At 66.0% G+C, this 24,373-nt stretch carries 27 protein-coding genes and 1 pseudogene; 15 read left to right on the top strand and 13 right to left on the bottom strand.

Features of this window, described 5'->3' with window-relative positions; translation table 11 throughout:
• The first annotated feature begins 39 nt into the window (after window positions 1-39).
• Window positions 40-1,227, top strand: coding sequence for an acyl-CoA dehydrogenase family protein (locus tag EYW42_RS17620; protein ID WP_135536766.1), 1,188 nt, complete (start codon window positions 40-42; stop codon window positions 1,225-1,227).
• Between the two features lie 151 nt (window positions 1,228-1,378).
• Entirely contained in the window at window positions 1,379-2,551 is a 1,173-nt protein-coding gene (locus EYW42_RS17615; RefSeq protein WP_135536765.1) for an MFS transporter, read from the top strand.
• Here the strand turns inward: EYW42_RS17615 and EYW42_RS17610 are convergent.
• From EYW42_RS17610 to EYW42_RS17600, 3 genes are all read right to left on the bottom strand, one after another.
• A complete protein-coding gene (locus EYW42_RS17610) occupies window positions 2,548-2,805 on the bottom strand; it encodes a hypothetical protein (RefSeq protein ID WP_202613954.1) in 258 nt (85 codons plus the stop codon). The genes EYW42_RS17615 and EYW42_RS17610 overlap by 4 nt on opposite strands.
• 150 nt (window positions 2,806-2,955) lie before the next feature.
• Window positions 2,956-3,321 carry a thiol-disulfide oxidoreductase DCC family protein gene (locus EYW42_RS17605; protein ID WP_135536764.1) on the bottom strand — a complete coding sequence of 122 codons (366 nt, stop codon included), beginning with the start codon at window positions 3,319-3,321 and terminating at the stop codon, window positions 2,956-2,958.
• Complete coding sequence (locus EYW42_RS17600; protein WP_135536763.1) at window positions 3,321-3,788, bottom strand: cupin domain-containing protein; 468 nt, start codon at window positions 3,786-3,788, stop codon at window positions 3,321-3,323. Before EYW42_RS17600 ends, EYW42_RS17605 begins: the two co-directional genes overlap by 1 nt.
• Before the next feature lie 212 nt (window positions 3,789-4,000).
• Here EYW42_RS17600 and EYW42_RS17595 point away from each other — a divergent pair, with 212 nt between their 5' ends.
• Window positions 4,001-4,324 carry a 4Fe-4S dicluster domain-containing protein gene (locus EYW42_RS17595; RefSeq protein ID WP_135536762.1) on the top strand — a complete coding sequence of 108 codons (324 nt, stop codon included), beginning with the start codon at window positions 4,001-4,003 and terminating at the stop codon, window positions 4,322-4,324.
• 93 nt (window positions 4,325-4,417) lie between these two features.
• On the opposite strand, the gene EYW42_RS19990 is transcribed toward EYW42_RS17595, so the two are convergent.
• Both EYW42_RS19990 and EYW42_RS17590 read right to left on the bottom strand, forming a co-directional pair.
• Window positions 4,418-4,582: a DUF6757 family protein gene (locus tag EYW42_RS19990; RefSeq protein ID WP_168192906.1), complete on the bottom strand. Its 165-nt coding sequence runs from the start codon at window positions 4,580-4,582 to the stop codon at window positions 4,418-4,420.
• A gap of 37 nt (window positions 4,583-4,619) precedes the next feature.
• Window positions 4,620-5,399, bottom strand: coding sequence for a PHP domain-containing protein (locus EYW42_RS17590; RefSeq protein ID WP_135536761.1), 780 nt, complete (start codon window positions 5,397-5,399; stop codon window positions 4,620-4,622).
• Between the two features lie 141 nt (window positions 5,400-5,540).
• Here EYW42_RS17590 and EYW42_RS17585 point away from each other — a divergent pair, with 141 nt between their 5' ends.
• Entirely contained in the window at window positions 5,541-5,828 is a 288-nt protein-coding gene (locus EYW42_RS17585) for a DUF5789 family protein (RefSeq protein ID WP_135536760.1), read from the top strand.
• Between the two features lie 112 nt (window positions 5,829-5,940).
• Here the strand turns inward: EYW42_RS17585 and EYW42_RS17580 are convergent, their stop codons facing one another.
• Window positions 5,941-6,945 carry a DUF5784 family protein gene (locus EYW42_RS17580; protein WP_135536759.1) on the bottom strand — a complete coding sequence of 335 codons (1,005 nt, stop codon included), beginning with the start codon at window positions 6,943-6,945 and terminating at the stop codon, window positions 5,941-5,943.
• A gap of 125 nt (window positions 6,946-7,070) precedes the next feature.
• Between EYW42_RS17580 and EYW42_RS19985 the strand changes: the two genes are divergently transcribed.
• Window positions 7,071-7,244, top strand: a complete 174-nt coding sequence (locus EYW42_RS19985; RefSeq protein ID WP_237561366.1) for a DUF5786 family protein — start codon at window positions 7,071-7,073, stop codon at window positions 7,242-7,244.
• 84 nt (window positions 7,245-7,328) lie between these two features.
• Here the strand turns inward: EYW42_RS19985 and EYW42_RS17575 are convergent.
• Window positions 7,329-7,516 (bottom strand): annotated as a pseudogene (locus tag EYW42_RS17575) (YkgJ family cysteine cluster protein); the annotation flags it as partial.
• A gap of 151 nt (window positions 7,517-7,667) precedes the next feature.
• On the opposite strand from EYW42_RS17575, the gene EYW42_RS17570 reads away from it, so the two are divergent.
• Together EYW42_RS17570 and EYW42_RS17565 are read left to right on the top strand one after the other, a co-directional pair.
• The gene (locus EYW42_RS17570) at window positions 7,668-7,883 is read left to right on the top strand and encodes a DUF7561 family protein (RefSeq protein WP_135536758.1); all 216 of its coding nucleotides are present in this window, start codon (window positions 7,668-7,670) and stop codon (window positions 7,881-7,883) included.
• Window positions 7,884-7,914: 31 nt separating this feature from the next.
• Window positions 7,915-9,744 carry a helicase C-terminal domain-containing protein gene (locus EYW42_RS17565; protein ID WP_135536757.1) on the top strand — a complete coding sequence of 610 codons (1,830 nt, stop codon included), beginning with the start codon at window positions 7,915-7,917 and terminating at the stop codon, window positions 9,742-9,744.
• 364 nt (window positions 9,745-10,108) lie between these two features.
• Here EYW42_RS17565 and EYW42_RS17560 read toward each other — a convergent pair whose 3' ends face one another.
• A complete protein-coding gene (locus tag EYW42_RS17560) occupies window positions 10,109-11,107 on the bottom strand; it encodes a class I SAM-dependent methyltransferase (protein WP_135536756.1) in 999 nt (332 codons plus the stop codon).
• A complete protein-coding gene (locus tag EYW42_RS17555) occupies window positions 11,100-12,221 on the bottom strand; it encodes a 60S ribosomal export protein NMD3 (protein ID WP_135536755.1) in 1,122 nt (373 codons plus the stop codon). Before EYW42_RS17555 ends, EYW42_RS17560 begins: the two co-directional genes overlap by 8 nt.
• Before the next feature lie 196 nt (window positions 12,222-12,417).
• Here EYW42_RS17555 and htpX point away from each other — a divergent pair, with 196 nt between their 5' ends.
• The 6 genes from htpX to EYW42_RS17525 all read left to right on the top strand — a co-directional run bounded on the left by htpX (window position 12,418) and on the right by EYW42_RS17525 (window position 17,591).
• Complete coding sequence (htpX, locus tag EYW42_RS17550) at window positions 12,418-13,299, top strand: zinc metalloprotease HtpX (protein WP_135536754.1); 882 nt, start codon at window positions 12,418-12,420, stop codon at window positions 13,297-13,299.
• Between the two features lie 87 nt (window positions 13,300-13,386).
• A complete protein-coding gene (pspAB, locus tag EYW42_RS17545; protein WP_135536753.1) occupies window positions 13,387-14,040 on the top strand; it encodes a PspA-associated protein PspAB in 654 nt (217 codons plus the stop codon).
• A gap of 114 nt (window positions 14,041-14,154) precedes the next feature.
• A complete protein-coding gene (gene glmM / locus EYW42_RS17540) occupies window positions 14,155-15,531 on the top strand; it encodes a phosphoglucosamine mutase (RefSeq protein WP_135536752.1) in 1,377 nt (458 codons plus the stop codon).
• A gap of 79 nt (window positions 15,532-15,610) precedes the next feature.
• The gene (locus EYW42_RS17535) at window positions 15,611-16,324 is read left to right on the top strand and encodes an SDR family NAD(P)-dependent oxidoreductase (RefSeq protein WP_135536751.1); all 714 of its coding nucleotides are present in this window, start codon (window positions 15,611-15,613) and stop codon (window positions 16,322-16,324) included.
• A gap of 38 nt (window positions 16,325-16,362) precedes the next feature.
• Window positions 16,363-16,944 carry a hypothetical protein gene (locus EYW42_RS17530; RefSeq protein ID WP_135536750.1) on the top strand — a complete coding sequence of 194 codons (582 nt, stop codon included), beginning with the start codon at window positions 16,363-16,365 and terminating at the stop codon, window positions 16,942-16,944.
• Window positions 16,941-17,591, top strand: coding sequence for a hypothetical protein (locus EYW42_RS17525; protein ID WP_135536749.1), 651 nt, complete (start codon window positions 16,941-16,943; stop codon window positions 17,589-17,591). The genes EYW42_RS17530 and EYW42_RS17525 overlap by 4 nt, the downstream gene beginning before the upstream one ends.
• An 11-nt stretch (window positions 17,592-17,602) precedes the next feature.
• Here the strand turns inward: EYW42_RS17525 and EYW42_RS17520 are convergent, their stop codons facing one another.
• The gene (locus tag EYW42_RS17520) at window positions 17,603-18,727 is read right to left on the bottom strand and encodes an ORC1-type DNA replication protein (RefSeq protein ID WP_135536748.1); all 1,125 of its coding nucleotides are present in this window, start codon (window positions 18,725-18,727) and stop codon (window positions 17,603-17,605) included.
• Between the two features lie 141 nt (window positions 18,728-18,868).
• Window positions 18,869-19,027, bottom strand: a complete 159-nt coding sequence (locus tag EYW42_RS19580; protein WP_161972977.1) for a hypothetical protein — start codon at window positions 19,025-19,027, stop codon at window positions 18,869-18,871.
• A gap of 146 nt (window positions 19,028-19,173) precedes the next feature.
• On the opposite strand from EYW42_RS19580, the gene EYW42_RS17515 reads away from it, so the two are divergent.
• Entirely contained in the window at window positions 19,174-19,485 is a 312-nt protein-coding gene (locus EYW42_RS17515) for a hypothetical protein (protein ID WP_135536747.1), read from the top strand.
• A 206-nt stretch (window positions 19,486-19,691) separates the two neighbouring features.
• Here the strand turns inward: EYW42_RS17515 and EYW42_RS17510 are convergent, their stop codons facing one another.
• Window positions 19,692-21,734 (bottom strand): MutS-related protein, encoded by a 2,043-nt coding sequence (locus tag EYW42_RS17510; RefSeq protein ID WP_135536746.1) that lies wholly within the window; start codon window positions 21,732-21,734, stop codon window positions 19,692-19,694.
• A 319-nt stretch (window positions 21,735-22,053) separates the two neighbouring features.
• On the bottom strand, window positions 22,054-23,079 hold the full coding sequence (locus EYW42_RS17505; protein WP_135536745.1) for a hypothetical protein: 1,026 nt from the start codon (window positions 23,077-23,079) through the stop codon (window positions 22,054-22,056).
• Window positions 23,080-23,291: 212 nt separating this feature from the next.
• Here EYW42_RS17505 and larE point away from each other — a divergent pair, with 212 nt between their 5' ends.
• A complete protein-coding gene (larE, locus tag EYW42_RS17500; RefSeq protein WP_135536744.1) occupies window positions 23,292-24,224 on the top strand; it encodes an ATP-dependent sacrificial sulfur transferase LarE in 933 nt (310 codons plus the stop codon).
• The last annotated feature ends 149 nt before the right edge of the window (window positions 24,225-24,373 follow it).

Raw genomic sequence — 24,373 nt, 5'->3', positions numbered from 1 at the left:
TGCGGTGCGCTTTTTACGAACCGGCCGAGAGGGTAACGCATGCTTGACTACGTAGGACTGGAGGCGGACCTCGGCGAGGAAGAGCGCATGATCCGGGACACGGCCCGGGAGTTCGTGGAGGACCGCATCGATCCCACCATCGGCGACCACTTCGAGGACGGGACCTTCCCCGAAGAGCTGATCCCGGAGATGGGCGAACTGGGCTTTTACGCTCCGAACCTGGAGGGGTACGGCTCACCGAACGTCAGCGAGACGGCGTACGGGCTCCTCATGCAGGAACTGGAAGCGGGCGACTCCGGCATCCGTTCGATGGCGAGCGTCCAGGGCGCGCTCGTGATGTACCCCATCCACGCCTTCGGGAGCGAGGAGCAGAAAGAGCGCTGGCTCCCCGACCTGGGCCGCGGTGAGGCAGTCGGCTGTTTCGGGCTGACGGAACCGGAACACGGGTCGAACCCGTCCGGGATGGAGACCCGCGCCGAGCGCGTCGATGACAGCGCCGGCGGCGGCACCGCGGGCGAGTACGTCCTGAACGGCTCGAAGACGTGGATCACCAACTCTCCCATCGCCGACGTGGCCGTCGTCTGGGCGCGGGACAAATCGGCCGAGGACGACCCCGTCCGCGGGTTTCTCGTAGAGACCGACCGCGACGGCGTCACGACGAACAAGATCGACGACAAACTGTCGATGCGAGCCTCCGTCACCGGCGAGATCGGTCTGAACGACGTGGTCGTTCCGGAGGAGAACGTCCTCCCCGGCGTCTCCGGAATGAAGGGGCCGCTGTCGTGTCTCACCCAGGCCCGATACGGGATCGCCTGGGGCGTCGTCGGCGCGGCGCGGGACTGCTTCGAGACCGCTCGCCAGTACGCCACCGACCGCGAGCAGTTCGGGGGTCCCATCGGACGGTTCCAACTCCAACAGCAGAAACTCGCGGAGATGGCCACTCAGATCACCACTGCGCAACTGCTGGCTCACCGCCTCGCGGACCTCAAGGAGCGCGGTGACCTCCGCCCGCAACACGTCTCGATGGCCAAGCGCAACAACGTCAACATGGCGCGCGAGCAGTCGAAGGTCGCCCGCGAGATGCTCGGCGGCAACGGCATCACGACGGACTACTCTCCCATGCGCCACATGGCGAACATGGAGACGGTGTACACCTACGAGGGCACTCACGACATTCACACGCTGATCCTCGGCGAGGATCTCACCGGGATTCCAGCCTACGAGTAGCGAGCGGCGACGCCGTCTTGAACGAACAGCGGAGCCGTGAGTAGCGCGCCAGCGCTTCGGAACCTCGTTCCCGGACTGCCGGAATCGACGCTCTCTTTGGGCGACCGATATGATTTCCACGCGTAACCGATGACGACCGGTTAGTGACTCGATGGAGTGGCGATACAAGGAAACGGTCCTCGTACTGAGCACGCTGGCGTTTTTCGCGACGATGGCCGCGCGACTGGTTATCAGTCCGGTCATCCCTGCGATCACCGACGAGTTCGGCGTCTCGAACGCCGTCGTCGGCGTCGCGATGACGGGGCTCTGGATGGCGTACTTCGCGTCGCAGTTCCCGAGCGGCGTACTCGCCGACCGGTTCGGCGAGCGGTCAGTTATTCTCGTAGCGGTGAGCGGGACAGCGGTGACGAGTCTGCTCATCGCGGTTGCGCCGCTGTTCGCCGTGTTCGTCGTCGCGACGGTACTGCTCGGCGCGGTCGCGGGCCTGCACTACAGCGTCGCGGCGACGCTTTTGGCTCGAACGTACGACGACATCGGAATCGCGATAGGGTTTCACAACTCCGGCGGGCCGGCCGCGGGACTGGTGGCACCGGTGCTCGCCGCGTGGGTTGGCGTCCGATACGGCTGGCGGCCCGCGGTAGCGATCGGAGCGGTCGTCGCCGTTCCAATCTTCGTGCTGTTCGCCTGGCGCGTCCGGCCGACCGAACCGCGCCGGCCGGACGAACCGATGCGAAACCGGTTCGAACTCGAACCGGTCGTCGAACTGATCTCGCGGCCCAAGATCGCCTTTACCGTCTGTCTCGCGATCGCCGGGGCGTTCGTCTGGCAAGCGACGTCCTCGTTCCTGCCGACGTTTCTCGTCGAGTACCGCGGGCAGTCGACGACGACGGCGGGTGCCGTCTTCTCGGCGTACTTCGTCGTGCAGGCGGTCACGCAGGTCGGCGTCGGGGCCGCGTCGGACCGCTACGGCCGCGAGATAGCGACCGCCGGCTGCATGGCGCTCGCCGCGGCCGGCTTCGCGGTACTCATCGCTGTCCCCGGGTTCGTCGCCGTGGCGGCGGCGGTGATCCTCGTCGGAACCGGACTCGGCTGGGGCGGCGCGCTCCTCCCGCGGTTCATGGACGAACTCTCCGAGAGCGAGCAGGGTGCCGGGTTCGGCCTCGTTCGGACCGTCTACGGCGTCGTCGGATCGCTCGGATCAGTTGCGACCGGGTTTTTCGCCGACGCCTTCGGATGGGCAGTCTCGTTCAGCGTGCTAACCGCACTGCTGGCGCTCGTGGTCGTCGCACTCGCCGTCAACTGGGCGCTCGGACTTGGGTACTAACGCTCGAACGAGAGCGACGAACTGTTGGTCGCTTTCCCCGTTTCGGTCGCGGCCAGCGGGACAAGGTCCTCGGTCACGCTCTCCTCGCCAGCGCCGAACATGGCGACCGTCGCGCGCAACTGCGTAAACGCGGACCGGTTAAGCTCCGTGAGGGTCTCCCTGTCGGCCGTCAGGTCGACCTCGTACGGACTCCAGTGGCGCTCGACCGCGTTCCTGAAATATCGCTTTGCCGTTGCCCCGTCCTCGGTTGGCATGTCCACCCCGTTGGACCAACCGAGAGATAAGACTGGTCGTTCCAGCCCGCGAGTCGACTCTCTCAGGGTCGGCAGGACCCCGGCGTGGACGACCGCTGTTGCGACCGCCGCGAACGGCCGCTGGCGCGACCGCTGCGTAGCCCAGTCCGGTCACCGACGGAGCAGTTTTCCCCACAGCGACCGACGGTCGGCCACCCACCTGTACAGCGGTTCTCTGACTTGTCCACTTCCCGGTGCGGCCCGGAAGAGCGCGACGGCGAAGCGGTACGAGAGTCCGAGTTTCGCGGTCGCTATCTCGATGGCCTCGCCGCAGGAGTAGACGGCGTCTTGCGTCAGCAGGTGCGCGCAGTCCTCGTACTCGTCGGGCAGGCGGGCGCGCTGGTCAGGCGTCAGTTCGGCGAATCCGACGAGTTCGAACGTCCCACGGGCGGCGGCGTACTCTGCACACCAGGTGCAGAAGCCGCAGTCGTCGTCGTAGACGAGGCGGGGCGGCGGCGACGCGTCGGAGTCGGCCATCAGTCGAAGCGACCGGTCTCCGCGTCGCACTCCTCGCACAGCGCGACGACGGCGTCGCGGTCGTCAGTCATCTCGATGCGCTGGGGCGTCGGTTCGCCGCAGTCGGCGCAGTCGCGGAGTATCTCCGTCTCGCCGGCGTCCTGGGGCGCACCGAGTGCCAGGGCTACGACGCGGTCTTCCCCGCGGTTGACCCCGCGCTGGTACTCGCCCGGTCCGAACCGGACCAGTTCACCGGCCTCGACTTCGATGTCGCCCTCGCTCGTCGTGAACGTCACCGTTCCCTCCTGGACGTAGAACACCTCCTCCTGCTTCTCGTGGGCGTGGAACCCGTATCCGAAGCTATCGTCCGGCGCGAGTTCGTAGTAGTTCAGCGCCAGGTCTGTCGCTCCGAGCGCGTCGGTCAGCGGCCGAACCACGTCCGCCGGTCCCATCCGTGACTCCATGTCGTCGAGAGTCTGTCGCTTCATGTGCGAACCGTCGTGACGAACGAGGAAAAACCCACCACAGTCCGACTGTGACGAGGTATCGGTGTGAGGGGGTTTATCTACTCCCGGCTCACGTCCGTCCGAACACGTTCGGACGCATGCAGGCGATTTTAGCGTCAGCCGCCTGGATCTTGCCGCTCAGCTTTATAAGTCAAAGCGTGGGTTTAAGGCGACGAGCCACCAGTACGTCGTACATGGCTATCGACCCGCAGTTCCACGAAAACCGCGAGAAGGTCGACGAACACGAGGGCCACGACGTGTGGGGCCCGGTCGAGGAACCGGAGAAACTCGGCATTCACGGGACTCACGTCGCCGTGGACTTCGACATCTGTCTCGCGGACGGGGCGTGTCTGGAGGACTGTCCCGTGGACGTGTTCGAGTGGGTCGACACGCCGGACCACCCCGAAAGCGAGATCAAGGCCGATCCCGCAAACGAGGCCCAGTGCATCGACTGCATGCTCTGTGTTGACGTCTGCCCCGTCGACGCTATCGACGTCGACGCCGGGCGCTCAGGGTAGCGACAGTAGTACTAACCGATCCTGAAAAGGTCACTCACTCTGCCCGGTCCACGTCCAATCGACGTGAACCGGTATAACATTCGGATAAAACCCTCACTCCGCCCGGTCCACGTCGACTTTCTCCTGTATCTGCTCTAACGCGTCAGATTCCGACAGCTCTTCGAGGCGGTCACGGAAGTGATCCTCGCAGAGCCCCACCCGGATGCCGTCCGATTCAGCGGCGAAGGCGGCTTCCCGGTCGCAGTAGTGGCACTTCATACGCGAAGCAAGGGCGCGAGTGCGTTTGAACCCTACGCTACGAGAACCGACCCCGAATCGCGTGGAACTCGGACTCGGAAAGACCGGCGACGCCGAGCGTGTCGTCGTGAGCGTCGCTTCCCCCGGTTCCGACGAGGTCGTGTTCCGCGATAGCGCGTTCGACGGGTCGCACGTCGACCGCGTCGCCGTACGGATAGAACCGCTCGACGCCGTCGAGATACTCTGTGAGTGCCAGCGCCTCGTTCGGGTTCGGATACCGTAGCGGATGCGCCAGCGAAACGAGGTCGCAGGCGGCAGAGAGTAGGTCACGCCCGCGGTCGAACGGCGTAACGTCTCGCGCGACGAAGCAGTCGCAGTCGCTGCCGATCAGTTCGCTGAACGCGTCCTCGTAGTCGTAGTCCGCGTCCGGGTGTTCGTCGACCGCCCGAGCGATGTGCGGGCGGCCGATCCCTTCGCTGATGTCCACGTCCAGTTCCACGCCGATGCGGTCCTCTATGTTCTCGACGATGGAACGACCTCGCTCGATCCGGTCACGTTGGAGTCGGTCCAGTTCGTCTTCGAGGGCCGGCGTCGGGGAGACGCCGTAGCCGAGCAGATCGACGCGCTGGTCGCCGGTTTCGACGCGGAGTTCGATTCCCCGAATGAGTGTCACGCCCTCGTGCTGTGTGACGGGCGCGTCCAGGTCCGGGTGGATGCGGTCGTGGTCCGTGATGGCCGCGACGCTGACGCCCGCCTCGCGGGCGGCGGCCGGCACGTCCGACAGCGACATCTCGCCGTCGGAGCGCGTCGTGTGAACGTGAAGATCCGCGTACACCATACGGTCGATATCGTTCCCAGCGACAAATCCCTGCCTATCGCGTGGTGTATAAGGACAAATTATGAAGGAAAGGAGTACCGTCAACTGGAAGGTCGTATATGGACAATGTTTATAATTATCTTTCACTCAGTATGGCTTACGATGCTACGCGGCACCACCGATCGACTGCTAGATGAGACGGAGTTTCCGACAACGTCCGAACAGTTCGTCGAGCGCCACGGCGACAAAGAACTCGAACTGCCCAACGGAACGGAGACTATCGCCGAGGTACTCGCCCACGCCGACGCCGAAACGTTCGATACGGCCGAGGACGCCCGTCTTACGGTCTACTCCTCCCTCAGCAGTAAGGCCATCGGGCGCAAGGGCTACAGCGACCGCGACCCCATCACGCCGGGGAGCGAGTACGGTCCAGACCAGATCTCGTTCTGAAACGACCTTTTTCTCGTCGGGTGTCCTCGCGAGCCTTTCGCTCGCTGTGGGCATCCTCCTCGAACGTTTCACCGCGCGAGCGGAGAGCGCACCCGAAGCGAAAAAAGGTCGTTTATACCCACTCGATAGCGCCGCCTAGATCGAGCGGAACCGCTCCCTTGGAGTAGCCTTGGACTCGGCCGTCCGGACGGACGCGATAGACGACCGCGGGACGGTGGCGGACTTCCGGCTGCTCGCCACTGACCGCCTGCCACTCGTCGTCGCGGAAGCTAGAGCAGTCTACAAAGAGGACGGCACCGCCGCCGTGTTGGCTGAGTTGCCCGTTGGTTTTCGTCTCGGCCGTCTCGCGGACGGCGGCGACGGCGGTACTTGCCGCACGCTGGGTCGGCGGCCGGGGTCGCGTCACCTCGACGAGCGGCTGGTGGTCGCCGCGGGCCGCCCGGAAGTCGAGCGAGTGGCCGGTCGTCACCTCTATTTCGGGCGTTATCCGGTAGCCCGCGTCGGTGAGTATCTTGGCGGCGGCGAACTCGGCCATCGCGGAGCTCATACGGACCACGTCGAACTGCTCGCTGGTGCCGAGTTTGCCGGCCATCTCGTCGCGGTAGGGGTCGAGAACGCCGGTCGAGAGGAACGACTCGTAGAACCCGAGCGCCTCGTCGCGGGTCGCGTCGGGAAAGCCGGCGGCGTGGTCGTGGAAGAATCTGCGGGTCGTCTCTCGGCCGTCCTTCGACATGAAGACTGGGAGGAAAAACCACGAGATGTGGGGGTACGGTTCCAGCCACGGGGACCCCTCATAAAGGTCAGCGAGCAGTTCCCGCTGTGCCCAGCGGGCGACCTGATAGGGGATGTCGTCCCAGTCGTACTTGTCCGTCCGCCAGAGGGCGCTCGGTGTCTCCGTGTTGCCCATCCAGTACGCCGCGTCCTCGTCCCAGATAAACAGGGCGACGTCGCCGTTGTCCATCTCGAACCGGCGGGTCTCCCACTCGCCGGCGGGCTTGAAGCGGGGGTCGACTGACGTCGCTCCGAGGTTCTGGTCGAGGTCGGTAAACAGTTGGTCGTGAACTCGGGACGCGGTCCAGCGTTCTGGAGAGCGCCGAAATCGGAGCGGACGTGCCACGAGGGGCGATACGTGATGCGGCGGTATACCTCTTGTCGTCGGCCGGACGTGTACGCCGCGCAGTGTCTTTCCTGAACGACCGTTACATTGAAATACGACAGTTTCCTATCCTGTAATTGAGTGCCATGTCAATGGGTGCCTATGACGATGACGAACACGAGCGGCGCGAGCAGAAAAACAGCGAGGTAGACGCCGACTTCGACGACGAGCGAACTGTCTACCGCGGATCCGTCGAGTACGAGTCCGGCGAATCGACAGAAGACCTCCTGAACCAGTTCGAGCAGATCAAAGAGCAGTAGCGCCGCTCTCTTCCTTCGGCCTTACCCGTTCGTCGGCCATCTGGCCGGCGAAGCACCGTCCGGAGTGACTCCCATCCGGGCGCACCGCGGTCGCATGGCGTCGCCCGTACCGGCGTCGAGAAAGGCCCGCACCTCGTCTCGGGTGAGTGCGACTAGGTCGTATGCGTCGTCCAGCGGGTCGTACGGACCGCGGCGCTCGCGGTTGAGGTCACGTCGGCGAGCGAGCGCCAGTCCAGACAGCATCCCGCACAGCCTTCGCAGTTGACCTCCATGCCCCCGGGTTTGAATCCTCGGCGCAAAAGCGCACCGGGGGCCCGCTTCGACCCGGAGTGTGGCGTACTGCTGGCAGTGCCCCTTTGCAGAAGCCCGCCACCCCGGCGAAGGGTATCCCTTTAGGTGAGTACGGCCGACAATGTACGTGTCATGACCACGGACCCATGCGACGGGTGCGACCGTCCCGTGAAGATCGCCGGCGGCATCGCTAACCTCTGGTCGTTCGAGGGGGACCAGACCGGCGGCGTCACCCTGGAGTTCGACGCCGACGGGACGGAACATTTCCTCTGTTTCGACTGCATCGAGGACCTCCCGGACGATCCGGCGGCCGCGGACGTCGCGGCGTTGCCCGGACGCGATAGGTAGGTTTAGGACGCCGGACGACCGTCCACCGACAGTGAACCCCGAGCGGATCCACGACGGATTTCCCGCGCCCTCCTACCGCGGCAACCAGCGGCAGGCGCTCGACGACATCCGGACGGCGTTCGCCGACGGGAACGACGTCGTCCTCGTGCGCGCGCCGACCGGAAGCGGCAAGTCCCTCCTGGCACGGGCTATCGCCGGTTGCGCCCGTCGCGGGGAGGACGCCTCGCCGAGCGACGCCACCAACGCCTACTACACGACGCCGCAGGTGTCGCAACTCGACGACGTGGCGGCCGACCCCCTGCTCGAAGACCTCAACGTGATCCGCGGGAAGGGAAACTACACCTGCATCCTGCCGAACGAGGAGAACACGCCCGTCAACCAGGCCCCCTGCGTCCGGGAGACGGGGTACGACTGTTCGGTGAAACACCGCTGTCCGTACTTCTCCGACCGCGCCATCGCATCGAACCGCCGTATCGCCGCGATGACGCTCGCGTACTTCATGCAGACCGCTGGCTCCGACGTGTTCCGCAAGCGCGACGTCTGCGTCATCGACGAGGCCCACGGCCTTGCGGAGTGGGCCGAGATGTACGCGACTATCGAACTCGACCCCCGCTCTGTCCCGATCTGGGAGGAGCTTCGAGTCCCCGAAATAGACTCCGTGGAGCGCGCCGTCACGTACGCCGACGGCCTCGTCGACATCTGTGAGCGCCACAAGGACGACCTGCTCGCGCAGGGCGAACTGACGGCGGAGGAGGTGCGAACCCGCGACCGCTTACAGGAACTGCTCTCGGAACTCAACTGGTTCGTCGACGACTACCGCGACCCTCAGAGCGCGACCGAGTGGCTCGTCGACCAGAGCGACCCCCCGGACGGTGACGCGAGCGACGGCGAGGGCGGCCCGCTCACGATCAAGCCGATGAACCCCGAGAAGTACCTCAAACACACCGTCTGGGACCGCGGCAACCGCTTCGCGCTCCTCTCGGCGACCATCCTGAACAAGGCCGCGTTCTGCCGTCAGGTCGGTCTCGACCCCGCGAACGTCGCGCTGGTCGACGTCGGCCACACCTTCCCCGTCGAGAACCGACCGCTGTACGACGTGACACAGGGGAAGATGACCTACGCCGAACGCGACGAGACGCTCCCCGACCTCGCCAGGACGCTGGTCCGGATCATGCAGAAACACGACGACGAGAAGGGTATCGTCCACTGCCATTCCTACGCCATCCAGGAGCGACTGCGCGACCATCTCGTCGAGTTCGGCGTCGCCGACCGCGTCCGCTCGCACGACCGCGACGGCCGCGACGACGCCCTCGAAACGTGGAAGGCGACGGACGACCCCGACGTGTTCCTCTCCGTGAAGATGGAGGAGGCGCTGGATCTGGAGGGCGACCTGGCCCGCTGGCAGGTTCTTTGCAAAGCCCCGTTTCCCAACACGAACGACTCGCGGGTCGCCCATCGCCTCGAAGACGACCAGTGGGCGTGGTACTACCGAACGGCGCTTCGGACTGTCATCCAGGGCTGCGGCCGCGTCGTCCGCGCGCCCGACGACCACGGCGCGACCTACCTCGCGGACTCGTCGCTGCTCGACCTGTTCGACCGCGCCAAGACGGATATGCCCGACTGGTTCCGCGAACAGGTCGACCGGATCTCGCGGCCGGACCTCCCGGCGTTCGACCCCGACGCGGCGGGCGGCGGACGGGCGCGGCGGTCATCCCGGTCGAACGCGGGCAACGGCGGAACGGGGAGAAGTTCGGGGTCCGGCGGTCGGACGAACGGCACGAACACGTCGAGCGGTTCCGGCGGATCCAGCGGGCGCTCGGAGAAGAAAAGCCCCATCTCCGACGTGTGGGACGTGGACTGACCCCGTCGCGTCATAGGGACTGCTGTGAGTTGATTCGGCAGGTCGCCGACCCGGGTCGGCGACTACCGGCATCCAGTTACGACAGTCCCTCTCAGATGATAGTCGCCGCGTAGGCGATAGACGACCCGAGCATCAGGAACACGAGTACGAGCGAGATGATCTGTTGGCGGTCCATATCCCCAACTCGCGGCCGGACGAACATGAAACTGTACTTTCGGCCGCACCCGTCCGCACGCGCTCGTCGGAGGTGAGACTGCCGTGCTGACGGCCGACAGTATATAGTAGCCACTGAAAGTCATTGTACACCCGATCGCACGACGGCTGTGCGATCGGTGTGTAAATCGTTTCAGTTGTTACTATAGGTCTACTCCACCCGCGCGTCGACCACGACGTGTGCGACGCCCTCGCTGTGGCTCTTGACGCGCCGGCGGTTCAGCACGCGGACGGTCCGGCCGCGCTCTGCGGCCGCGCTCTGTACGTGTCCGACGGGTCGCTCCCACAGCAACTCGTCGGGACAGGCCTCGTGCATGTGGACGACGCCGCCGGGTTCCAGCGCGTCGAGGGCGGCGTCGAGATACTCGTACGCGTCGTAATACCCCATCACGACGCGCTCCGCCGACACGTCGACGTCGCGGCAGTCCGAGCGGTAGAGGCTGACGCGCTCCTGTACGTCGTTGAGAACGGCGTTCTCTGTGAGATATCGGAACGCCGTCGGGTTGATCTCGGTCGCGGTGACCTCTGCCCCCGCCCGGGCCATCGGGAGCGTGAAGTAACCGACGCCGGCGAACATGTCGAAGACGCGTTCGCTCTCACCGACGGTTGCGCCCATCCGCGCGCGCTCGGCCTTGTTTCCGGGACTGAACATCACTTCCGCCAGATCCAGCGCGTAGCGCGTGCCGTGTTCGGTGTGGACGGTCTCGGTGTCGCCCGTTCCGGCGACGACGCGGGTTTCGGGTTCGCGCAACTCGCCGGAGACGCCTTCGGTCGCGAGAACGGTGTCGGCCTGTCCGTGCAGTTCGAGCAGCGCCTCGCCGACCTCTCCCTCGCGGGGACAGTCCTCGAACGTCACGAGGACGACGGTGCCGACGACGGCCCACGACCCCGGCGCATGCGCTATCTCCTCGTCCGTCCACCCGCGTTCGCGGAGCAACGTCTCCAGGTCCGGACTCCGCGGTTCGGGGTCGACCTGCCGAACGACCTCCCGCACGGCCGTCTCAGACGGCGGTTCCGTCACGGGCAGGGCAACGGCCGCGTCGCCGTACCCGCGGACTTTCCGCGCGTCGTCGTACACACCTTCGGTGCGAAGCTCCTCGATAGCGATCTCGGCGCGGGATTCCTCGACGACGGCGGCGAGATCACTCATCGTCGGGCGTCGCGGACTCGGGGAGGACGTGCAGGCCGGCACGACTCTTCAACACGGGAACGGTGTCGGCGTCCGGGTCGATGTAGTCGGGGCGGGCGATGGTCTCGGCCCGGTAGGTCTCCGGGTCGAGCACCTGTACGGCGTTCTCGTCCTCGACGGTGACGAGCGTCGTCTCCTCGGCGTCCTCGACGGTGCCGAGCTTCCGGGCCTCGGGCGCGTCGCCGTCCTCGAACGACGCCTCGTACGCCTCGCCCGTCGTGACGCGCGTCCCCTTCAGGTTCCCCTGGACGCTCCGGACGAGGACCGGCCCGTCGTCGTCGGCGGTGTCGATGACGTCGCCGGGCCGGAACGGCGGTAGGCGGACGGCGTAAGTGACGCGGTACACCTCGTTCCCGTCCTCGTCTTCGGTGACGAGCGTCTCGTAATCGCCGACGGTGCCGCCGAACTCCTCGACGGTTTTGCGGGCGATCTTCTGGCCGATCTTGTTGGTCGAGACCTTGAGATTCAGCCCGTCGTCCGTCTCGCTGGCATCCGTGACGAAGGCGTTGCGGTCGCCGGTGTCTTCCATCTCGGCGACGACCTCGTTCGCGATCGCCTCCGCCCGTTCGACCTCTTCCGTCGTCGGCGTCCGGTCGGCGGCCCGTATCTGGACGATGCTCGCGTAGTAGTCGCCGGCGATACGGCCGCACCGGTCGCAGGTCCCCCGAGAGATCTTCACCGGGACGACGATGTCTTCCTCCAGCGGCGTATCGCGGACGATACCGGTGAAATAGCAGTGCATCCGGATCGTGTTCTGGTCGACCTGCTCGGGGTCGACCTGCCAGGACACCTCGGTCGCGTCGACGTGGACGCCTAGCGACTTGCTGACCTCCTCGATGGCGATGTCGGTGTAGTCGCGTGCGTCGACGTCGACCCAGCGGTTGCCGCGGTGAACGGCACCGCACCGCGAACAGACTTGAACTTCGATCCGCTCGGGCGCGTCCACGAGGTCGAAATCCTCGAAGTAACACGCGTCACAGAGGTTGGGGTCGCTGCGCGCCTCGCCCGGGCGCAACCCCTCTCGCTCCGCGACGGGGTCGCCACAGCGAGGACAGAACGCGCGTGATTCGCTCATTACCCGTGGTACGGTGCTCTCGCTTTTAAACGGCGCGTTCGGTGGTCGTCCCGCATTTCGGTTCCTCGCATCGCTGTAACGCGACGCTTTATACTGTCGGCTGTACCTTCGTAAAGATAATCGGACCGAGAGGGTCCGATATTCTTCAAGGGATTACAGCCGACAGTATTAGGCGTCAGGTCCCGTACGAAGACCCATGCAGTGGAAAACGGACTGGGGGCTTCGCCTGCGGATGTTCGTGACGATGTTCCTGCTGTTCGCACTGTACATCGTCTTCGCCGCGGTGATCGTCCAGTACATCGGCGGCGGCATCCTGATGATGGGACTGATCTTCGGCGGGTTCTCGCTCGTACAGTACTTCTTCAGCGACACGCTGACGCTGTGGAGCATGGGCGCAAAGGAGGTGTCGGAGGAGGAGTATCCAGAACTTCACGCCGCGATGTCCCGGCTCTCGCAGCAGGCCGACCTCCCCAAGCCGAAGGTCGCGGTGGCGGACGACAAGGTTCCGAACGCCTTCGCCACGGGTCGGTCTCAACGCAATGCGGCCGTCTGCGTGACGACCGGTCTCATGCGGACGCTGAACCAAGACGAACTAGAAGGCGTTCTCGCCCACGAACTCGCCCACGTCAAGAACCGCGACATGATGGTGATGACGCTCGCCTCCTTCCTCTCGACGGTCGCGTTCGTCGTCGTCCGCTGGGGCGCGTTCTTTGGCGGCGGCCGTCGCCGCGACGGGGGCGGTGGCGGCATCATCGTCGCCATCGGCGTCTCGTTGCTGGTGTGGATAATCAGCTACGTACTCATCCGTGCGCTGTCGCGCTACCGCGAGTACGCCGCGGACCGCGGCGGTGCGAGCATCACGGGCCGGCCGTCGGCGCTCGCGAACGCCCTGCTGAAGATATCGGGCGAGATGGACAACATCCCGAAACAGGACATGCGCGACGAGGCGGAGATGAACGCCTTCTTCATCATCCCGATCTCGAAAGGCATGATCTCCCGCCTGTTCAGCACGCACCCGCCGACGGAGAAACGCGTCGAGCGCCTGCGCGACCTCGAACGGGAGATGGAAGGGTACTGACGGCTCTCCGCCATCGGGATGCTAGTAGCGGGTGCAATCGCACTCCCAACCGTCAGTATAAGGCCCGAGCGGTCCGACGGTTGAACCATGGGACTGCTCGACGGGTTGCGCGAACTGCTCGGCACCCGCGCAGAGTCGGACGCGACGCGGGACGCTGACCCCGAGGACCTGTTCGGCATGAGCACCGCCTACCTGACCATGCAGGCGGAACTGGGCTACGACACCGTCGACGAGGCTGCCCTGTGTTTCGCCGGCGTCGACAGCACGGACTTCGCCGATACGGTCGACGAGGTCGTCGCCATTCTCGAACGCGGGCAGGAGGAAACCGGCACCGAGGCGGAACTCCACGAGGACGGCCACGGCTACCGCTGGGTCGTCCTGCGCGACGAGGACGATTACGAGGACCTGGTGACCAGCATGCATTTCGCCGCGGACACGTTCATCGAACGCGACTACGGGTCGCGCCTGCTCGCGGCCGTCTTCGGGTTCGAGAAGAGCGATGGCTCTGCGAGCCATCGACGGGGAGGCGGTGGAACCGCCGACCGCAACCCGGCCTACTGGATCTACTCCTTCCGCCGCGGCGCGTACTACCCGTTCGCCCCGCGGCCGGGCAACGAACGCGACTCCAGCGTCGAGTTCAAACTCGAGAGCGTGCTCGACGGCGAACTCGGCGTGGAGAGCGACAAGGAGTACTGGTATCCGCTCTGGCCGAGCGAAACGGGCGAACACCCCTGGGAGTAGCCGGCGAACCCCGTTGAGTACTGCCCGTCTGTAGAACAGGTACTGCTCGCACCGGAACTGTTTGTGATTTCGGATCCCGCATCGCTTTTCCCACCCGCCATTGTCCTCACTGGTATGTTCGGAACGAGCGGTATCCGCGGGAAAGTCGGAGAGGACGTGACGGCGGACCTCGCGCTCTCCGTCGGTCGGGCGCTCGCCGTCGAGGCCGACCGCGTCATCGTCGGCCGGGACCCCCGAGAGAGCGGCGCGTTCCTCGCCGACGCACTGACCGCCGGGCTCCGGGAGTGCGGCACCGACGTCGTCGACCTGGGGCGGGCGGCGACCCCCACGGTCGGCCGCGCGGTCGCGTGGCAGGACGCGGACGCCGGCGTCGCCGTGACTGCGTCGCACAACCCCGCGCCGGACAACGGGATCAAGCTCTGGTCTCCGAGCGGGCAGGCGTTCGACGAGAGCCGGCGCGAGACGATGAAAGAGCGGATCCTGGCGGACGACCACGACCTGCGCGAGTGGGACGCCTTGGGGACCCAGCGCCGGTGGGACGGCGCATTCGACCGCCACGTCGAGGCGCTCGCGGCGTCGGTGACCGTCGACGACCCGCCGAGCGTCGCCGTGGACGTGGGCAACGGGATGGGCGGTGTCACCGTCGCGGCGCTGTCCCGACTCGGCTGCGACGTGGAGACGCTGAACGCGCAGGAGGACGGGTCGTTCCCGGGTCGACCGAGCGAACCCACTGCCGAGAACTGCGCGTCGCTTCGCGCCCTGGTCGAGCGGACAGACGCCGACCTGGGCATCGCGCACGACGGGGACGCAGACAGGATGAAAGCCGTCACGTCCGACGGCGAGTTCGTCTCGGGCGACGTATTGCTGGCGCTGTTCGGCCGCGAGGCCGCGGGCGAGGGCGACCGCGTCGCCGCGCCGCTAAACACAAGCCTCGCGGTCGACGACGCCCTCGCCGAGGTCGGCGCGTCGCTCACCCGGACGCGAGTCGGCGACGTGTTCGTCGCGGAAGCGGCGACCGCGCCGGACGTGGCGTTCGGCGGCGAGGAGAGCGGGGCGTGGATCTGGCCCGAGGAGACGCTCTGTCCGGACGGCCCGCTCGCGGCCTGCAAACTCGTCGAACTCACGAGCGAAACCGGATCGCTCGCCGCGCTCGTAGACGATATCGACACCTACCCCATCCGCCGCGACAGCATCGAAACCGGCGAGAAGGTCGCCGCCATGGACCGCGTCCGCGAGGCTGTTCTCGGGGAGTACGAGGAGATCCAGACTGTCGACGGCGTTCGCGTGGACCTCGGCGACGGCTGGTTCCTCGTCCGCGCCAGCGGGACGCAACCGCTCGTGCGGATCACCGCCGAGGCGCGCGATCCCGACCGCGCCGACGCCGTCTTCGAGGAGGCGTCGGCTCTGGTCGCGGACAGCGTCGCCGGGGACGACCGGGAGACTGCCGTCTCGTCAGAACCGGACGGTTCCGAGACGACGGAGACACACTGACCGAACGGACCGCGTGTAACTGCCGTGGCGACCGTCCGTTCGGCCCGAACGTTTTGTCGCCCGACGACTATGCTACCGCATGGCACGAACTGCGGTCGTAGCGGGCGTCGGTCCCGGTCTCGGCGAATCGATCGCCAGGAAGTTCGCCAGCGAGGGCTGTAACGTCGGCCTGTTCGCCCGTTCCGACGAGTACCTGGGTGAACTGGCCGGCGAACTGCACGCAGAGACGGCGGGGGACGCCGCCGCCGTCCCGACAGACATCACCGACGAGTCGCAGGTCGAGAGCGCGTTCGAGCGCGTTCGCGAGACGTTCGGTCCCGTCGACGTGCTGGTCAACCACGCCGGCGGCGGCGGGTGGAGCGGCCTCCGCGAGTCGTCGGCCGAGGAGTTCGAGGACGCGTGGCGTACCTGTGCATATGGCGCGTTCCTCTGTTCGAAGCGAGCGGTGTCGGACATGGTCGAGGGCAACGGCGGGACGGTCATCTTCACGGGCGCTACCTCCGCCGTCCGCGGCCGCGGCGGCGCTGCCGGGTTCAGCAGCGCGAAGTTCGCGGTCCGCGGCCTGGCCGAGTCCATGGCTCGTGAACTCGGCCCGAAGGGGGTCCACGTAGCCCACGCGGTAATCGACGGGCAGATCCTGACGCCGGACGCGAGAGAGCAAGCCGACGGCCGCTCCGAGGACTCCTTTCTCGACCCGGACGCTATCGCGGAGTCGTACTGGCATCTCGTCGAGCAAGACCGCACCGCATGGACGCTGGAACTCGACCTCCGGCCGGCCGTCGAGGAGTTCTGACGTCCGACGCTTTTGCCGCCGGCGACCGTACGTCGGACATGTCGCAATCCATCCTGTCGGACGAGCGAACGAACGCTGCGCTCTCGTGGCTGTCCGTCGCCTTCCTCTTGTTCGCGACCGTCGAGAGCTTCGTCACGGGCGAACCGCTGTGGGGCGGGTTCGCAGCCGTCGTTGCGGCCGTTGCTCTCATCCCCGCGGTCGTCCGGCGGTCCGCGACGACGATGCCGCCACCGGAACTCGTCGGCCTCGCGGCGCTGCCTGCCGTCGTTCGGTCGTACGGACTCTACACGCAGATCGCCGGGTACGTGGCCGTCGCCGCGCTCGCGCTTCTGATCGCGGTCGAACTCGACGTGTTCACTGAGATCGAGATGACCGCCCGGTTCGCCGTCGCGTTCGTCGTCATCACGACGCTCGCCGTCGCCGGCGGCTGGACCGTTGCGCGGTATTTCTCCGACCTGTACCTCGGCACCAACTTCTTCGCCGACATCCCGGACATGATGTGGGACCTGGTTACCGCGGCCACCGTCGGCGTGGTCGCCGGCGTCGTCTTCGAACTGTACTTCCGCCGGTTCAGCCCGGCAGCGACCGTCACGCGCGACGGTCGGGAGGAGTTCGGATGAACCTCCGCGACGCGGTCGGCCTGACCGACTCCTCGCTGTGGCTCGCTGTTCGCGGGCTACAGCTCCTGTTACTCGGCATCGCCGGGTACGCGGTCGCGACACTCAACTTCGGACTCGTGGTCAACGCTGTCTTGCCGCTCCTGGTGACGCTCACGCCGGAGTTCGTTGCCTGGCGCTACGACCACACCATGAGCGGCGGTCTCGCGCTGTGGATCGCCACCGCGGCGTTTCTCCACTCGATCGGTGCGCTGGGCCCGTACAAGTGGGTCGGCTGGTACGACCAGGTGACACACACCCTCTCCGCGACTCTGGTCGCCGGCGTGGGCTACGCTCTCGTGCAGGCGTTAGACGAGTCGTCCGACGCCGTCGACTTCCCGCCGAAGTTTCGGTTCCTCTTCATCGTCCTGTTCGTCGTGGCGTTCGGCGTCGTCTGGGAGATAGCGGAGTTCGCCTCGGGTGGTCTGGCCAGTCTCGTCGGCGGGCAGGCGGTGCTCGCCCAGTACGGCATGAGCGACATCGTACTCGACCTCGTGTTCAACGGTCTCGGCGCGGTGGCGGTCGCGCTCTGGGGAACCGGCTACTTCGACGGTGTCGCCACGGTACTCTCTCGCGGTATCGCCGGCGTCTTCGGGCGGCAGGAAAGCTAGGCTACGGCTGATCAGAGCCGTTCGAGGACGGCGTCGGGGTCGTATGCCAGCGTTAGCGACCGCGACCGCCCGCGCCCCTCGACGTCCGTGTACTCCGTCTGGACCAGGCCGAGGTTGTCGAGTTTGTTGATTATCTCCGAGTAGCGGGTGTATCCCAGGTCCGTCTCGTCGTGGAACGCCTCGTACACGTCGCCGGCCTGTTCGCCCTCGTGTTCGGCGATGACGCGAACCAGCGTTCGCTCGCTGTCGCTCAGGTTCTCCAGGCTCCGCGAGAGGTGGACGAACTTCGACTTCTCGTACGCGCTCTCGACGTCCTCGACGGTGACGGTCTTGCTCGCGCGCATCTCAGCGTTCAGCCCCGCCCGTCGCAGGAGGTCGATACCGACCCGGAGGTCGCCGCTCTCGGCGGTGAGTTCGGCCACCCTTTCGGTGACGGAGTCCGCGATCACGTCGTCGTGGAAGCCGCGCCTGACGCGCTCGTTCAGGATGTCGACGATCTCCTGCTGGCCGTAGACGGGGAAGTAGATCTCCTCCGGGCGGAAGACGCTCTGGACGCGCCCGTCGAGTTCGTCGATCAGGTCGAGGTCGGGGTCCGACGAGATGACGATGACTCCGATCCGTGCGCCGGTGTGTTCCTCGTGGGCCCGCAACAGCGAGTACAGCGTGTCCGAGGCCTCGCTTTCGTAGAACAGGTAGTTCACGTCGTCGAGCGCGACCACCAGCACCTCGTCCTCCTCGACTAACTTCTCCGTGATCTGACCGAACAGTTTCTTGAACGAGATGCCGCTGGAGGGCGGTTCGTAGTCGAACATCGTCTCGAACAGCTGCGAGAACACCGAGTAGCGGGTGGCGTTGACCTGGCAGTTCACACGCGTCGTCCGGACGCTCGGCTTGCCGGATAGCTCGCCGAACATCTTCTGGATCGCCGTGGTCTTGCCAGTCCCGGGTGGTCCACGAACCATCGCATTCAGGGGTCTGGACCCGCGGACCGCCGGTCGAAGACAGTGTTTGAGGCTGTCGACCTGGCTTTCGCGGTGTCTGAACGCCTCCGGAACGTAATCTATCTCGAAGACGTGTTCGTTCTGGAACACCGATTCGTCCCAGGACAACATCCCCTCGTCGGGGTCGTCCGCCATTACTTTCACCACGCTCCCGTAGACACTTAGTCTTTCGGCAGACAGGTGTCAGACTCTTCGCTTTCGGGCGTTTTGCCCACCTGACCCCCACAGTCGAGCTATCAGGTTCTGACACGTCACGGCGGCGGGTGTCCCTGCGGTTTAGGGCCCTATGATCCGCTCTTCGACTTCGGCGCGTTTCCCCGCTTCGTCGTGTTTGTCCTGACGGTGTTGCTGGGCGTCTTCGACGACGCTCTCCATGTCGTTGTCCCGCGCGCTGTACTCGCAGTTCGCCTCCGGACAGTCGTAGTTGTACGGCACGTGTTCCCCCCTTCGAGGGGACGACCGACGACGACGTAAGGGTTTGGCCGCTCTCCGGTCAGCCGTCGCGATCCCGTTTTCCCGCGTTGCTCTCGCGACGGACTCCGCCCAAAAGTTAAAATACTGATAAACCGCACGGAGTTCGTATGGATCTGGAGCCTTCCGACAATATCCCGGAGTTCCTCGTCGAACGTTTCCACGAACTGCCGGCCGAAGACCTCCGAGCGGTCGCGGAGTACGTCCAATCGGACGAGTTCTTCACGTCGAGCGACGTACCGGACGACCTCACCACATCGTTCGAACTTCAGGACGACCAGACGATGGAAGCGATCGGGGAACACGTCGAGAAGTTGGCCGTCTACAGCGAGGAACACGGCGGACAGCCGGTCGAGGAAATAACCGACGAATCGGAAGAGGACGAAGAAGACGACGACGCACACCGCTGGCACGGGTTTTGAACAGAGGGGACCAAATCGCTCGCTGTTGGCCGGTAGGACGCTTTCGCTCGTCGGAACACGGACCTCGGACCGAGAGTTACTCTCTCGCTCATACTGTCGGACGGACCGACGCGACGAGATTCGACACTCCGGGGTATCGACAGTTTTCACCGGCCTCGTCAGACAGTATTAGTCGCCCGTCCCAGCGTCGCTTTCCGCCGCGACGGTCAGGACTCGAACTTCTCCAACAGTCCGTCGTAGAACGCCGCCGCGTGGTCGGCGGCACTCGCACCCCCGTTGCCGTCCGCGTCCGTCGCTAACTTCTCGACGATGAGTTCCGGCGTCGACCGAGCGAGGTGGTCTTTGACCGGCGAGCGGTTCACCTGCAGTTCGCCATCTTTCAGGCCCTTCGCCTCGATGCCGTCGATAGTCACGTCGAAGTCGGCGGCGTCGCGGATCTCGCCGGCGAGGTGCGAGACGAAAACGCCCGCGGCACCGTTCTCGTGGAGGGCTTCGAGGATGCCGGCGATTATCTTCGCGCTCGCGCCGGGTTCGGTGATGCTCTCCAGTTCGTCGACGAGCACCAGCGACCCCTCGCCGCCGGTCGCGAGGTCGGCGAACTCCCGCACGGTGGACTCGAACGCGCCCGCATCCAGCGTTCCCTGCGTCTTGGCGTGGTAGTGGAGTTCCTCGACGCGTTCGACCCGCGCGTACTCGGCGGGGACCGGTAGGCCCATGTGCGCCAGGACGACCACCGTCGCTACCATATCGAGCGTTGACGTTTTCCCGCCGCTGTTGACGCCGGAGAGCAGGGCGACCCCGTCGACGCCGTAGTCAACCGGATCGACCACTTCGTGTGGGACGTCGAGCAGCGGCGAGCGCCCGCGTTCTATCTCGAACCCGCCGCGGGATTCCGTCCCGTCCGATCCGGCGAGTCCGCCGCCGAACTCGGGCATCGTGCAGTCGAAGTCCGCTGCGAAGCGCGCGACGGCCAGTTCCACGTCGAGTTCCAGCGCCGTCCGCACGAGCGCCGCGGCCGGGTCGCGCAGGTCCGCGAGGTCGCTCGCTAACTCGCGTTTCAGCGCCGTGGCGCGTCGTTCCTTCGCCGCGGCGAGGTCGTCGCGGAGGCGGGAGATGGCCTCCTCGTTCCGCTCGACCGGAAACGTGGGTTCGTCGGAGAACGCCCGCTTTATCATCTCGGCCTCACCGGCGTCCAGGTCCAGCGCGTCGATCACGTGGTCGCGAGCGGCGTCGGCCGCCGCGGCGTACTCGTCTGCCAGTTCCCGCGAGAGCAGGGAATCGACGCCCGCACCCTGTTCGACCAGCGAGAGGAGGTCGGCCCCTTCGACGGTCACGTCTCGCTCGCGGATCGACTCCCGGAGGCGGTCGTTGGCCACGCTCTCGGCGGTGCCGACGGCGGCGTCCAGGTCGTCGACGGCGGCCGTCAGGCGGTCGAGTTCGTCGTCGCCGACGACGGTTCCGTCCTCGTCGATGCGGACGAGGGCGTTTTCCAGGGTGTCGAGGTCGCAGGGGGCGTCCATACCCGCCGCGCGGTGAACGTCGACGGCGGCCCGCAGGCGGTCGCGGTTCGCCGCGAAAAACGCCAGCACGCGTTCGGGTACGACGTCGGCGGGGTTCTCCAGCGCCGACGGTGCGACGCGAACGTCGCCGTCCACGTCGACGCCGGCGAACTCTTCGTCGAGCGCGACGACGGTGGCGTACCCGCGGGCGAGTTCCGCCAGGTCGCGGGCGTCCTCGACGACCTCGACGCTCAGTTCCGGCAACGCGTCGCGCGCCTCGCTGTAGCGCTCTGCGTCTTTAGTCGCGACGCACCGGTCCCGAACGCGGAGGTCGTCGGGACTCGACAGCGGTTCCACGCCGTCCAGCGCCTCGACGAGTTCCGGCGTCGGGTCGCGGTCGGTCGCCGATGCGACGAACTCGCGGACCTCCTCGATGCGCGACGCCGACGCGCTCGGGTAGAACGTCTCCAGACGCTTCTCGGCGTACTCCGTTACCGTCCGCTCTCGGAGCAGGCTCAACACTTCGTCGTACACCTCTCCGGCCCTGTCGGTCGCGAGGAACCCGCCGGGGTCGTCGTGGTCCATCCGGATCGCTGCCCGCGCGATGCGGGCCGCTCGGCCCTCGCTGATACCCGGTGCATCCGAAAGCGTGGCCACGTCGCCGGCCTGCAGCGCTCGCTCGGCGTCGTCGAGTTCGGCGAGCGCCGTCGCGGTCTTCTCGCCGACTCCGGGGATCGCCTCGAACTCCATCTACCTCCCCAATTTGGGGGGGAGGGGAAAAATCCCCCGCCCGGAACCGCCGACACGACCGGCGGCGTTCGGCGCGCACCCCTCGGCTTCCGGTGGAGATGTCCGCAGAAGTCACACGACCGGTCGATCCGCCACCTCTCCGGCGGCGTCGGGTTCCACCGGAAACGCGGCACTATGTTAAACGTTGGCGTACTAACTCGAAAACCCCACCGCTTCAGGTGGAACTCCCTGGGTCCGCACCGACTGGCTGTCGTCGGAGCGATACTCGACGAGGTTGGCCCCGTCGTCACTGACATCTCGACGGGGGTGACGACCTACCTCACTGTTCGACTATCTTTCCCGCCGTCTGCGGTGCGGATCCGACGTCGATACTGCAGTTCCGGACGGCTCGGCCGGCGTCGAGTTCCCCTTCGAGCCAGACGCCGCGCTGGTTCAGCGCCTGCTGCGGGTTCGGACTGTTGCTCTGTGCCGGCGAGACCTCGATCGTCGCGCCCTCGACGTAACTGCCGCTACTCCCGATCCGAACCTGGGAGATGTCGTTGTTCCGGTAGGTGCCGCCCTCGATCTGTACGGTCCCGGACGTTCGACTCGCGTACACGCCGTTGTTCGGGAACCCCGACATCCGACAGTTCGAAAGGGTGAGGGTTCCGGAGTGGCGTGCGCCGACCCAGATTCCCGCGCGACCCTTCCCTTGGTTGTACGCGCCCATTAGGCCGCCGTTTCTCGCCGTAACGTTCGTGATGGTTCCGGTACCTCCGTCTCCGAGTACTGCGAGCGAGAGCGCGTTGGTTACCGGCGGGTTCCCGCCGCTGCCGCGCGGGCCGCTATCGGGATGAATACCCTGTCCGGCGAAATCGACGTTGCTGACAGTGAGGTCGCGTCGCGCGCCGAACTGTAGGCCCGGCGTCGCGCCGTCGGCCGACTGATCGACGGTGACGTTCTCGACGGTGAGGCTGTCTCCGCCTGATATCGTGAGTATCTTGCCGTCGAACCCGGACGGAACGGTAAACGTCACGTCCCCCTCGCCTCGGATCCCGAAATCGTTGACGCCCATGAGGGGGTTCTCCCGTTCGAACCGGTACGTCCCGGCCGGGAACTGTAGCAGTTTTCCGCTGCCGGCCGCCGAACGGACCTTCTCGTCGCACGGTTCGGTGCCGTTGGGATCGCACCCCTGGTCTGCGACCATATCGACGGTCGTCTCGGCTGCTGCCGCCGTAGTCCCGATAACAGGGAGCGCCGCGGCCATCGTTCCGACCGTCTTGAGGACGTTTCGGCGTCGATGTGTCGTGTTCGTCTTCGTCTCCGTACTGTCGTTCCGATGATCTGTGTCGTCGTTGCAACTCATCCTTTCACTCGGCCAGTCTACGAACTGACGGCCTGACGTGCCATCTCTGAGGGTCCGTCATCAACCCGAGCCACTGTTTCATCGTTACCCTGATATTTACCGGCACGTTTTTCCGGAGACGACAGTTCGCGCTGGTTTCCGCAGCACTGCCCCGGTCCGGCTCGTCGTCGACGATGTAGAAGGCTTTTGCGCGCCGGATACAAACGCTAACTATGTCCTTCAAAGAGAAGATCACGGCCGTCCGCGAGGACCTGGCGGAACGCGACGGCGTGTTGATCGCGTTCAGCGGCGGCGTGGATTCGGGCGTCGTCGCTGCCCTCGCCCGCGACGCCCTCGGCGACGACGCTGTCGCCTGCACAGCGAAAAGCGAGACGCTCCCGGCGGCCGAACTCGACGACGCCCGGCGCGTCGCCGACGAAATAGGCATCCGCCACGAGATAGTCGAATTCAGCGAACTCGACAGCGCGGCGTTCGTCGAGAACGACGGCGACCGCTGCTATCACTGTCGGTCGATGCGGCTCGGGCGCATGTTCGACGCCGCCGAACGGCTGGGTATCGAGGTCGTCTGCGACGGGACGAACGCCAGCGACCCGGGAGAGGGTCATCGCCCCGGCCTGCAGGCGGTCGACGAACTCGACGCGTACTCGCCGCTGCTTGCCCACGGCATCACCAAGGAGGAGGTCCGGGAGATCGCCGACCGCTTCGACCTCTCGGTCGCGGACAAGCCCTCGATGGCGTGTCTTTCCTCGCGGATCCCGACCGGCCTCGAAGTGACCGAGGAGCGTCTCTCCCGCGTGGAGAAAGCCGAGACGATCCTCCGTCAGTGGGGCTTCTCCCAGTTCCGCGTCCGCGACCACGACGGTCTCGCACGCATCGAGGTCGCGCCCGACGAACTGGACGCGGCGCTGGATCTCGACTTCGTGGAAGCGGTCCGCGACCACCTCGCGGACGTCGGCTTCGACCACGTCACGCTCGACCTGCACGGCTACCGTACCGGCAGCGTCAGTCCCGACGAGGACGATGAACCGGTCGTCGAGAACGTCTTCGCAGAGGGCGACGGCGACGGCCGCGGTGACGACGCCGTCACCGGGGACGACTCCGACAGCGGCGACGTGTTCGCCACGGACTACCCGCGAGCGGAGTAACCGTTCCGACCGCCCGCTCGAACACGCACTCGTGGCACTCACTACGGGACTCGTCCGCGGGATCGCCGCGGACCCATGCTCGACGCGTTCGTCGCTGCGGCTGCGTCCGAATCACAGTTTGACGCCTCTGACGGTACACAAACGTTTGA

Origin of the sequence: Halostella pelagica (assembly GCF_004762015.1) — an archaeon.
In the GTDB taxonomy this organism is placed as follows: Archaea; Halobacteriota; Halobacteria; order Halobacteriales; family Natronoarchaeaceae; genus Halostella; species Halostella pelagica.
The sequence above is the reverse complement of the archived record's forward strand: the minus strand, read 5'-3'. Positions and strand labels throughout refer to the sequence as shown.